Consider the following 12,131-nt stretch of genomic DNA (forward strand, 5'->3'; position numbering starts at 1 on the left):
AAAAAATGAATGTGCGGTGATTTATTTTTGAAATTCTTGAAATTATATCAAAAATTTAGAGTTTTGACGGAGAGACTAGTTAATTTTAAAACCAGAGTTGTATACTAAATCAGGTTATAATGGCGATCTTCCAAGGTTTTTTTCTGGCGCTATTGCACGTTTAATCAAAATTTCATTGGCAAGGTTAACACCAAGAGTTTTTTTTGCAAAATCTTTAGCTGGTGAATCTGCTGTCATTTCTTTAGCAATTTTGCTTACATCTCCACGAATCCTATTGTTAACTTCGGCCTTTAGGTTTTGTGTGCATTCTTTAAAAGCTTTAGAATGAGAGGGGTTTTTTTCTCCAATTTCCTTCAACTGATTCTCAGATTTACTTAATATATCGGCCGCGATAAGAATATAGCCAACCTTGTCGATAATCTTACTCTCCTTATTAAGGCATTTTATCATTTCTGACTTAGCCAACTCAATATTTTTATCTAGGATTAGGGTCGCCTCGGCAATTAATTCTTTTGGAACTCCATTTTTCTCTAGTTTGTCTAATGTTGACTTTTTTACTATCTCAAGTTTTTCATTAATCTCCCTTTCGGATGATGGAATATGATTTTCAGCGTAGTCGGCTACTATCGTGAGCAATTTTTTTGATGATGCATTCTTGGATATTTCCTGAGCTGTCTCAGAAGCCGCTTCGAGAGTTAAATTAAATTTTTCTATGCGGTGTCTAATTGAAACTAGTTCCTCAGATAAAGTAGATGATGATATTTGTTTTGCGATTTCCGTGAATTTGGAACCAGTTTCATGTACCTGAGAGAGTGTTTTATCTTGTTGAATTTTATCCAAACTATGGTACATGTTGTTTACTGTTTGACTCAGATTTTCTGTTTTCAAAAAGTCACTAACTTTGCTTAAGACACCAGTAGTTTTTAAAGCTAAACCCAGTGGAGGAGAATAAATCGAAACTAGACCCAAGATAGCTGGAGATGTTTTTGAAATAATCAAGTCAGATAACCCAGGAAAATTCTTATCAATCGCTTTTTTGAAATCTAAAATTCCTTCTAAAATAGTTATAGTTTTTTCTGATAATATTGCGCTATATAGTAAACCTTCTCCTTTTTTTAAATCAGTGTATAGATTAGAAGATGCTTTGTTTATTGCAAAAACAAGAGTTTTTTTGAGTATATTGTCAAGCAAGCTCTTTTCCTTATCGGATAATTTTAACTCTGTTATAACAGGTTCAATTATATATGAAAAATTTGTTAAAAAATTTGTTAAATCTATGGTAAAGCTTGCTGCAATTTCTTTTGCAGCTGCTTCGAAGTTGGCAAATTCAAATAAGTTGCCTAACTCTTGAGAGCTAAGGCTAGATAAACTCTTTTTTAATGAATTAAGAAGGTGAGGGGCATATTGTTGTATTAATTTAATTTTCTCGTTTTGAGTGAGTTGATTAAATTGTTCAATAGTTGGGATCATGCTAATAAACTACAAAAAATGGATATAAAAAGAATCTTATCTCAAAAAAAATATACTTTCATTATAAATAGGCTATTTAAAAAGATTTTTCTAAGTAGGGGTACTGTATGTTAAATTTGCGGAACATTGGTAGCAAAAGTTAGGTTGTTTGTAGAAAAATAGCTAAGCAGGTATTGATAAATATGATTAATGTGCAGCAAAAATACACCTAAATATGATGTGTTTCTTACCTAAATCTAAGGTTATCGTATACTAATTTGCTTTGTTGGCCTAGAATTACTTTCAAAGTAAAGATTATTTTAGGATTAGGCTTTGTATGCGCAAAATACTTGTATTATCACTGATAGCCATGCTTTCTACTAGTGCCTCTGCAGTGACATTGGAACAAGCTCTTACGAGCGGATATAATCAAAATGAAGAGTTGCAAACTATTAGAACTGATTTCTTAAATGAAATAGAGCAATTTCCGAGGGCTTTAGCTGGTTTTATGCCAAGAGTTTTTGCAAATATAGATTCAACTGATTCAAAAATAAAAAGAAGAAGTAAAATCCCTGCAGTTATCGATGCTACTACATCTGATAGTCTGAGGTATAATAGATCTATTACCCTAGAGCAGCCATTATTTGATGGGTGGAGTTCAGTAAATACTTTGAAGGCCGCTCAGTTTGCGTTTAGATCGTCAAGGGGCGACTATTACGCAAAAGAACAGGATGCTTTTTTAAAAGAGATAAATGTCTATTTAGATTGCGTTGAAGCTGCTGATAAATATTCAATTTCTAAGGTTAGTGTAAGATCAAATAAAACGCAGCTTGAAGCAATGACAGAAAAATTTAAGCTTGGAGAGTCTACTGAGACAGAAGTTGCCAGCGCAAGAGAGGGGCTAGCTACGTCAGAAGCTAATCAGGCTGTTGCATACGCTAATTTCGAGGCTTCAAAGGCTAACTTTTATAGATTTTTTGGTATAGATCCAATTGATGTGAAAATGCCAGAAGTTCCTTCTGGTTTACCGCCTTCTCTTGCCGCATTAATAAAAACTGCAACTGAAATACATCCGTCTATTGATAGTGCAAGACATAGAACCTCTTCGTCAAAAGCTGGAGAAAATGCTGCTAAAGGAGAGTTGTTGCCAAAGGTTAGCTTTAGGGTTCAAGGTGGAACTACTGACTATAACCCAGAACAAACTAACAACGGTAATGTTAATAATAGAAGTATTACTTCTACATTATCTGTAAACGTTCCAATCCTTGGAAAAGGAGGAATGGAATATTCTGATATTAGAAGAGCGAAATATCAAACTCGTAAGGCGGCAATTAGTTTAGATAGTGTTATAAAACAAGTGCAGTCGAGTTGTAAAGCTAGTTGGTCAGAACTTGAAGCCGCAAAAATGAGAATAGACGCTACAACCCAAGCTGTTAATGCAGCTGAGATTGCATATGAGGGAATGATTCAAGAAGAGATGCTTGGATCTAAAACAATCGTTGATGTCCTCAGAACGGAAGAAAGATTGAATAAAGCTAGAGAATCAAGAGTTGAAGCTCGTAAGGGCTTGGTGTTAGCTGCTTACCGAATTAAATCTTTAACAGGAGATTTGACGGCTAAGAGTATGAAGCTTAAAGTTGATTATTTTGAGCCAGAGGCAGAGTTTAAAAAGGTAAAAATGAAAATTGTAGGTTTCTAAAGGTGGCTAAAAAAAATGACGACACCGAGGAAAGTGAAGTCAAATTAGAAGATATACTAAAATCAATTCGAGGGATTATTGATAATAATAACAATATTTTCAGTTCCGAAATTAAGAAAGACAATAAGGCTTTGTTAGGAGATGAACAGGATAATATTCTTGAGTTGACAAGTGTTTTGGAAGAAAATACAGAAGAATGTTTAGTTTCTGAGAATACTAAACATTCTACCAAAACTGAGATTAATAAACTTAATGACGCTTTAAAAAGCGGAGAGTATTTAGAACGTAGTCAATCTTTAGATATACTAGTAAACGACTTAGTGCGTCCTTTAATTAAGGATTGGCTAGATAATAATCTGCCTAAAATTGTTGAGAATATTGTTTCGAATGAGATCAAGAAGATTATTCCCAAAAAGTAATGTATTGTAATAATTGAGGAAAAATGGAGAAAAATCTTTTAATTTTCGTCTCTATACTACTTTTGAACTCTGCGCCTTCTTATGCAGATAATGAAAGTGGCTTACCAGCGCTTCCAACAGCTTCTGAGATTCAGGTAGAAGAAGCTGGTTCGGATAGCAGTAAATCATTATGGCAAAAATTTAAAGAATATTTTGGTTTTGGAGAAGAAAAGAAGATAGTAGAGAAACAGCCTGACGCTCCAGCAGCTGTTGAAAAAACAGAAGATACTGGACAAGCTGCTCAATCAAAATCGATAAATGATAGGCAGACAGTTATTGACAATAAAGTGAATGATAATAGTTCTGATATTCCGCCAGGAAGCACTGATGAAGGGCCGATGAATGTCAAGCTACCAGAACCTGAGAGTGAGGTTGACGTTCCGGATCAACTAAAATTACCAGTTGGCTTTGGTGATGATGTAATTAAGGATAGTAACGCAAACGAACCAATCCAAGATGTAACTAACCTAGACGAAATCACTCGTAAAAATAATGCAGCTGATAATACTGCGGCCTCAAAAATTCTTGATCAGGCTGAAGAAAAAACTAAAGATGTCAAAGAACCGTCAGAGCCAAAAACAGAAGAGATGAGTGTTCCTCGATTACCAGAAGCTTATGAAGATAAAGCAAAAGAGGCGGTAAAAGAGGATGGAGTTAAAGAACCGTCAGAGCCAAAAACAGAAGAGATGAGTGTTCCTCAATTACCAGAAGCTTATGAAGATAAGACAAAAGAGGCGGTAAAAGAGGATGGCGTTAAAGAAGCGTCAGAGCCAAAAACAGAAGAGGTGAGTGTTCCTCAATTACCAGAAGCTTATGAAGATAAGACAAAAGAGGTGGTAAAAGAGGATGGCGTTAAAGAACCGTCAGAGCCAAAAACAGAAGAGGTGAGTGTTCCTCAATTACCAGAAGCTTATGAAGATAAGACGAAAGAGGTGGTAAAAGATCCTGCCATTAAAGAACCGGCAGAACCAAAAACAGAAGAAGAATTGGTTGTAAAAAATGATGAGTCTACAGTTAAATTAGTATTACCTACGGATAAACCAAATGGTGCATCTGCTAATTCTCCTAATATAACTGTACCAGAGTATGCTAATGCTGCAAATCAGCCTAATGAAGATGAAGCTGCTATATCTAAATATAAAAAAGAATTTGAAGCAAAGACTAGTAAGCCTGCTGTAGTACCAAAAATTTCAGAAAGCGAGCTATCATTAGAAAATAAATCTAAGCAGGTTGATTTGAAAGCTTCTGATCTAGAAGAGTTCGATACAAAGCAATTGAAGTTCGTTAATAATGAAGCTCAAGTATTAATACTGCCAAATGATGATATTGTTCTTGGTGTACTTGTCGATGAAGCAAAATTGGAACAAATGGATTTTAGATCATATATAGATAAGTTTTGGGAAAATTATAATAAACTAAAAAGGGAGCCTAGGCGCCTTGAAATAGAAAGGTTTGTTGAAAATTATGATGAGCTGTTTGATACCAACAATAATCTGTATGAAGAAAAATAAGATTATAGCTATTCCTAATAAACAATAAAACTTGAATAATTATTTGTTCTAATGTTCTAAAATTAACCTAATAACCAAATAAAAACTAGATACTATGAACATTGATGGTATTGAAATTTTTGTTGAAAAACTCGAAGGTAACGGGAAATTAAACTTTGTTTTAATTCATAACGCTGGTGGAACTCACCAGTTTTTTACCCATCAAATCAGGTTATTAAAAAAATATGGTAACGTCATCTTGCTAGATTTGCCGGGACACGGTAGGAGTAAGGCGATAGCAAGTTATGCAATGGATAAGTTATCACTAATCATTAAGGAAATTTGTGAAGGTTTATCCCTTGAAAATATATATTTTATTGGATTGAATAATGGTGCTAATATTATCGTTGATGTAGCGCTTAACCATAGGTTGCCAATTAAAAATATTATTCTAATTGATCCACCTATATTTATAGACAAATCATTCATTGTAGAAATAAATAATTTTATTAATCAGTTAGACCAAGCTGATTATGATAAATTTGTTATATCGCTAGTTGATGATTTATTTATAGATACAGATTTTTATAATAAGGAAATTGCGATTAATGCTTTTAAAAATGTTGATAAAGGATCATTACAGAATATTTTTAAAGAGCTAATAAGGTGGGACCTTAACTTATCTAATAAATTAAAAAACATTACTTATTCCACCTTATGTATTTTGACAGATGAACATCATTGCAGTTATGATAAATTGAGGCTAGAAGCTCCTCAATTTGAAATTGGTAAGGTCGTGGGATCTAAATGCTGGGCAACACTTGAAGTGCCAGAGCAAGTAAATTCTATGATGGAACGTTTTATAAGGCTTAAAAAATAGATTTTGCAGTTATTTTTTACAAATGAGGTATGTTTTCTAGTTTATGAACGTTTATAATATACAATATTCAGAGATTAATTGACATAATGACTAGAATTTCATAATATCCGTCAATATTTTATTGGAGAAGTGATGGATTCAAATCAATTTTATCTCTTTAAAGATAGAAGATTTTTACCTATTTTTTTAGTACAGTTCTGTGGCTGCCTTAACGACAGTATTCTCAAAAATGCATTAATTATCCTCATTACATTTAAGCTTGCAAATGATTTAGCAACGCCGGCATACGTTCTTATCATGCTTGCCAATGTTATTTTTATACTGCCTTTTGTATTATTTGCTAGTATTGCCGGGCAAATTGCCGATCGGTATGAACGCACCACTATAGTAAAAATAATAAAATTTGTTGAGATTGGTATAATCTTAGCTGCTATCTATGGGTTCTATACTACAAATCTAGTTGTACTTTTTATGTGTATAGGGTTTATGGGGACCCATTCTACTTTTTTTGGACCAATTAAATATAGCGTCCTGCCAGATCACATGAAAAAAGAAGAGCTGTTAGGAGCGAATGGCTTTGTTGAAGCCGGTACGTTCCTCTCTATTTTAATGGGTACCATGATGGGAGGTTTTTATAACATTAATGGATTAGTAGTAATTGGTTTTACAGTTGTTATTGCTTTTATTGGCTTGGGTTCAAGTTTTTTTATGCCTAAATCTAATAATTCAAACAAAGAAATTAAGATTAATCCAAATATTATCAAAGAATCTATTCAGATGGTAAAATATGCATCGTCCAAAAACAAAGTATATTTAGCAATACTTGGTATCTCGTGGTTTTGGTTTATCGGTGCTGCGATAATGGCTCAAATCCCCTCTCTAACACGTGATACACTAGGGGCTGATGAGAATGTAGCCAATTTGTTTTTAGCGGTATTTTCTATAGGCGTTGGTGTTGGGTCTTTTGGGTGTAGTTATATTTTTAACAATAAAATTACTACAAAGTATGTATTTATTGCAGCGCTGGGCATTAGTTTTTTTGGAATAGATCTGTATTTTGCAAGCCATATAGCATCTATAAATTATGCTCCAGAGCAATTGAAGAGTATTTCGCAATTTTTATCAAAATCACATTATTGGCGAATATTATTTGACTTATTCTGCCTTGCAGCAGTTGGAGGTTTATACGTTGTGCCGTTATTTGCAGTTATGCAGTATTTTACATCTCCAGCTTATCGAAGCAGGGTTATAGCGGCTAACAACTTAATTAATTCGTTTTTTATGGCTGGTTCTACAGTTATACTTTCATTACTATTTTATATGGAATTCTCAATTCCTTCGGTAATTTTAGTGGTAAGTGTATTAAATATGGTGATTGCAATCCATATATACCAATTAATTCCAAACTCTAGAATAATACCGATGAAATTGTGGAGAGCAATATTCAGACTCTTTTTTGTTATTTTTTATAAAGTTGAAGTGAAAGGTATAGAAAATTATGAAAAAGCTGGGAAGAGAACGGTAATAGTTGCAAATCACTTGTCATATATCGATCCGCCTTTAATAGCTAGTTATATCCCAGAAACTTTGCAGTTTGCTATCAATTTAACCATTACAAGAGAGTGGTGGGTCAAGCCGTTTTTAAAAATTATTAAAACATATCCAATCGAATCCAATAACCCGATGGCTATCAAAAGCTTAATCGAAGAGGTCAGGAAGGATAAAAAAATAGTTATATTTCCTGAAGGAAGAACTAGTGGTACTGGCTCATTGATGAAAATTTATGATGGCCCAGGAATGATAGCAGATAAGGCTAATGCCACAATACTTCCAATAAGAATAGATGGAACTCAATTCACGATATTTTCTAAAGTAAGAAAATTGATGCGTGGAAAATTTACTTTTAGGCGAAAGCTAACTATCACTATTCTTCCACCTGTTAAAATTACTCCGCCACAGCATTTGGATAAAAGAGAGAGACGTAAATTTATTGGGCAATCTTTATATGATATTATGAGCGAAATGATTTTTGAAAGCTCTAACTATCAGGAAACGATATTTGAATCGCTAATAAGTGCCAGTAAAATTTATGGTAAGAAAGCTATTATAATGCAGGATATTGATAATAATTCTGCCTCCTATAGAGATGTGTTACTAAAATCTTTTATTTTGGCTGAACTAATATCAAAAAAATCTCGAGCTGCTGAAAAAATAGGCCTAATGCTACCAAATATGGTAGGGAGCGTAATTGCTTTTTTTGGAGTTCAAGCCGCGGGCAGAATAGCTGCAATGATAAATTTTACTTCGGGGTCAAGTAATGTTATATCAGCTTGTCAAACTGCTGGGATAAGGACAATTTATACATCTCGGAAATTTATAAAAAAAGCTGAGCTTAAACCCCTTGTTGAGGCGGTTTCCTCTGCTGGTATTACAATAATATATCTAGAAGACTTGCGTAAATTTATATCTATTAAACTTAAGCTAAAATGTTTTCTAGCAACCATATTTCCAGAAATTTATTATAGTAAAATATGCCCTAATCAAAACGATTTAGATACGGCGGTAATTTTATTTACATCCGGCACTGAAGGGAAGCCTAAGGCAGTTGCTTTGTCACACCGAAACCTTCAGGCTAACAGATGTCAGGCCATTGCTAAGATAGATTTTAATCCATACGATAGTGCCTTTAATGCATTACCAATATTTCATAGTTTTGGTTTAACAGTAACTTTAATAATGTGTTTAAATGGTATAAGGACATTTTTCTATCCTTCGCCGCTTCATTATCGGGTCATTCCTGAAATAATTTATGATATTGGTGCTACTATCATGTTTGGAACTGATACGTTCTTAAGCGGATACGCTTCATACGCACATCCATACGACTTTTATTCGCTAAGGTATGTGGTTGCAGGAGCTGAAAAACTAAAAGCTAAAACTAGACAAACTTGGTTTGATAAATTTGGCATTAGAATTTTTGAAGGTTATGGAGTAACAGAAGCTGCTCCAGTTATTGCCATTAATACGCCAATGCATGATAAATCAGGAACGGTAGGCAGGTTATTGCCTAAAATTGAATATCATTTAAAACCTGTTGAAGGAATAAAAGAAGGGGGCAAACTGTGTATACGTGGGCCTAATGTTATGCAAGGATATATCTTGCCAGATAATCCTGGAGTAATTGTGCCGCCTATGGTTGAAAAGTTAGGTAAAGATTGGTATGACACGGGTGACATTGTTTTGATAGATGATGAAGGTTATATAACAATTTTAGGTCGTGAAAAACGTTTTGCAAAGATTGCTGGAGAAATGGTGCCTTTAGCTGCGATAGAAGAGCTGATGAATCTCTTGGATTCAGAAGCAATCCATGCGGCTGTTAATATTGAAGATGATAAAAAAGGCGAACAAATAATTGTGTTTACCACTGGAGAAAATATTCCTAGAGAGAAAATAGCAAAAATTTGTCAAGAGCAACAATTGTCGGAACTATATATTCCTAAAATAATTATAAATGTCAGTGAAATACCTGTTCTTGCTACAGGCAAGTTAAATTACCGCAAAATGGTAGAGATGGCACAAGAGCACGTTAATAAGCTAACAGCAACATGATTAAATAATAATTAGGTACTGTCTTTCTCGCTTGAGACAGTACCTTTGGTATTAAATATACAATTAATTCTTAATCTTGAACACCAGTACTGAAATTCCAGTTTTAGTGTCAAGGTTCTTCTCAAGTTCAAGCCCTGCAGATTGAGCTAGTTTATTGAATTCAGAAATTGTCCTTTCATGAGAACCTCCAAGTGCGATTCCCCCTAAGCTAGTATCGATAAGTAGTGAGCCATCAGGAATGGTTGGCATAACTTTTTCGATGATAAAAATTCTCCCTAGGTTGGTATCGTTAATTGCTGACACACAATTCTTTAGTATTTTTATGCAATCCTCGTTACTCCAGTTATGAATAACTCGTTTCAGAATTATGGCATCAGAAGATGGAATAGACTTGAAAAAGTCACCCTCAATCCCAGAAAGCCTATTGCCAAACTTATTGTTTTTTAAAATACTAGATTCTCTAATAGCACTTTTTAAATCAAGTACAGAACCATTAACAGTTTGATATTTTGTAAGGATTTCACTTATCAAAGACCCATCACTGCCACCAACATCACATATAGTTTTGAATTTCCCAAAATCATACAGTGAGGGAATTTCTTTATTTTCTTTACCAGAAAAATTTGTCATGCCCTTATTGAACAAATCGGCTGCTGCTTTGTTATTATCTAAATAATCATAAAAAGTCTCGTTATATAAGGCTTCAAATGGGTTGCGACCGTCAACTACAGCAATATCAAGCCTACCAATGCTTGACCATCTTCTATTATCATATTCCTTTGCAACGGCTGGCTGTAAGCTGCCAATTGCAGTGCTGACTAACATTTTAGATTTTTCATTTAATGAATATTTGCCGTCACTGGATTTTTCTAGTATTCCATGGTTAGCAAGCACCATTAATAATCCTTCTAAGTTTGTATCATGGAATTTTAATTTTTCTGCTAGTTCTTGAGCATAAGTTCCTTTTTCATCTATCAGATCAAAAATCTTATAATATGCTGCGAGATGTAAAGCCCTAGCCGAAATATGAGCATAAGTAATGTTTAATATTTCAGCTCTTTGCTTAAGTCCTGTTACTTCGATATTATCAGCAAATGCTATATTTGTAGAAAGTAATATTGGCAAAGCCATAGTGCATGTAGCCATTATATCAAGCAATTCAGCTCCGGCTGAAGCAATTGAGAATTTACTTAAAAAACTTTTCGATAAAGCTGCCCCAGAGCAAGCCGACTTAATAATTGTTATTGGAGGCGATGGCAGTATGCTCCACGCCCTGCACAATTACATGCATCTAGATATACCATTCTATGGTATAAATGCAGGAAGTGTTGGCTTTATGATGAATAAATTTCACATTGAAAATTTTTTAGAAAATCTTCAGCGTTCAAAAATTGCCAAACTCTACCCATTACAAATGAACACTATAAACAATGATGGTAAAACAGAGTCTGCTTTGGCAATCAATGAAGTCTCAATTTTTAGAAAGACAAACCAAGCTGCAAAATTTAAAATAATAGTAGATGGCATAGAACGTATGACGATGTCAGCTGACGGAGCTCTTGTTTCAACTCCCGTAGGCAGTAGTGCCTATAATTTATCTGCTGGCGGGCCAATTGTGCCTTTAACATCAAAAGTATTATGCTTAACTCCTATTTGTCCTTTTAGACCTCGCAGATGGGGTGGCGCCCTACTTCCAGTCGATGTAGAAATAAAATTCGAAATTATCGATAGTAAAAAAAGACCCGTTAATGCTGTTGCTGATTTCTTTGAGTTTAAGGATATTGCCTCCGTTACCATAAAATCAACCGATACAAAAGTTATAAAACTTTTATTTGATCAGCGCCATACTTTTGAAGACAGAGTAATTAAGGAACAGTTTAGCTTTTAAACAAAGAGTATTAAAATACTTATAACTCACCCAAACAATAGCTCTCAGAAGATACAGAATCTTCAGTATAGTAGCTCGAATCGTTATTAACTAGTGCATCAGTCTCTGGCGTTATAAAAGACCAAATCCTTAAATGTTTCTGAATTACCGATGCTCCTTCAGGAACCTCACCCTCGCTAAGAGATTTGTAATAAATACCTGGTGAAAATAACGACTCTGTACCACGCTTCATGCAAAGATATAGTTGGCCTGTTATTTTATCTTGCACATAACTTTGTTGATTCTTCATTCCTTCACCCCCCTTTTAAACTCTACTTGCAATATCTTATGCCTTGAGTGCATTGTAAAGAAAATTAATAATAGTTTTTAAATATTGCTCTTTATCCTTTGTTGAAGATTTATTTACTCCTTTATATTGATCAATCAATAAATTAACCGCATTTGTAAAAATTAAATAACTAGCAAAATCGGCATCAATATCTTTTCTTATCTCACCATTATCTTGTAATTGCTTAACTTGGACTGAGATATCATTATACTTATTGTCTGGAACCCCTTCAAGTTTTTTACTATTAGCTTCAAGTTTTTGAAAAAGTATCAGCCTTATTATATCAGGGTTTTGTGTATAAAAATCGAACCTTAGAGTCACCATTTTTTC

The 12,131-nt window shown here is 34.0% G+C and carries 10 protein-coding genes; 6 read left to right on the plus strand and 4 right to left on the minus strand.

Translation table 11 applies throughout. The features are described 5' to 3' along the window. Window positions 1-114: 114 nt before the first annotated feature. Window positions 115-1,470 carry a hypothetical protein gene (locus Megvenef_RS03545; RefSeq protein ID WP_322776619.1) on the minus strand — a complete coding sequence of 452 codons (1,356 nt, stop codon included), beginning with the start codon at window positions 1,468-1,470 and terminating at the stop codon, window positions 115-117. A gap of 316 nt (window positions 1,471-1,786) precedes the next feature. Between Megvenef_RS03545 and Megvenef_RS03550 the strand changes: the two genes are divergently transcribed. The 5 genes from Megvenef_RS03550 (at window position 1,787) to Megvenef_RS03570 (ending at window position 9,585) form a co-directional block, all read left to right on the plus strand. Next, on the plus strand, window positions 1,787-3,148 hold the full coding sequence (locus Megvenef_RS03550) for a TolC family protein (RefSeq protein WP_322776620.1): 1,362 nt from the start codon (window positions 1,787-1,789) through the stop codon (window positions 3,146-3,148). 2 nt (window positions 3,149-3,150) lie between these two features. Further along, window positions 3,151-3,567, plus strand: coding sequence for a DUF2497 domain-containing protein (locus tag Megvenef_RS03555; RefSeq protein WP_322776621.1), 417 nt, complete (start codon window positions 3,151-3,153; stop codon window positions 3,565-3,567). A 23-nt stretch (window positions 3,568-3,590) separates the two neighbouring features. Next, entirely contained in the window at window positions 3,591-5,117 is a 1,527-nt protein-coding gene (locus tag Megvenef_RS03560) for a hypothetical protein (RefSeq protein WP_322776622.1), read from the plus strand. 94 nt (window positions 5,118-5,211) lie between these two features. Beyond that, on the plus strand, window positions 5,212-5,976 hold the full coding sequence (locus tag Megvenef_RS03565) for an alpha/beta fold hydrolase (RefSeq protein ID WP_322776623.1): 765 nt from the start codon (window positions 5,212-5,214) through the stop codon (window positions 5,974-5,976). A 132-nt stretch (window positions 5,977-6,108) separates the two neighbouring features. Next, window positions 6,109-9,585 (plus strand): acyl-[ACP]--phospholipid O-acyltransferase, encoded by a 3,477-nt coding sequence (locus Megvenef_RS03570; protein WP_322776624.1) that lies wholly within the window; start codon window positions 6,109-6,111, stop codon window positions 9,583-9,585. Between the two features lie 63 nt (window positions 9,586-9,648). Here Megvenef_RS03570 and Megvenef_RS03575 read toward each other — a convergent pair whose 3' ends face one another. Then, window positions 9,649-10,731, minus strand: a complete 1,083-nt coding sequence (locus Megvenef_RS03575; RefSeq protein WP_322776625.1) for a methyltransferase — start codon at window positions 10,729-10,731, stop codon at window positions 9,649-9,651. Here Megvenef_RS03575 and Megvenef_RS03580 point away from each other — a divergent pair. Next, window positions 10,718-11,473, plus strand: a complete 756-nt coding sequence (locus tag Megvenef_RS03580) for an NAD kinase (protein WP_322776626.1) — start codon at window positions 10,718-10,720, stop codon at window positions 11,471-11,473. The genes Megvenef_RS03575 and Megvenef_RS03580 overlap by 14 nt on opposite strands. Window positions 11,474-11,492: 19 nt before the next feature. Here the strand turns inward: Megvenef_RS03580 and Megvenef_RS03585 are convergent, their stop codons facing one another. Next, complete coding sequence (locus Megvenef_RS03585; RefSeq protein WP_322776627.1) at window positions 11,493-11,762, minus strand: hypothetical protein; 270 nt, start codon at window positions 11,760-11,762, stop codon at window positions 11,493-11,495. 36 nt (window positions 11,763-11,798) lie between these two features. Next, on the minus strand, window positions 11,799-12,131 hold a 333-nt coding region (locus Megvenef_RS03590; protein WP_322776628.1), incomplete at its 5' end, for a hypothetical protein.

It is taken from the genome of Candidatus Megaera venefica (assembly GCF_034554655.1).
GTDB classification, from domain to species: domain Bacteria; phylum Pseudomonadota; class Alphaproteobacteria; order Rickettsiales; family Rickettsiaceae; genus Megaera_A; species Megaera_A venefica.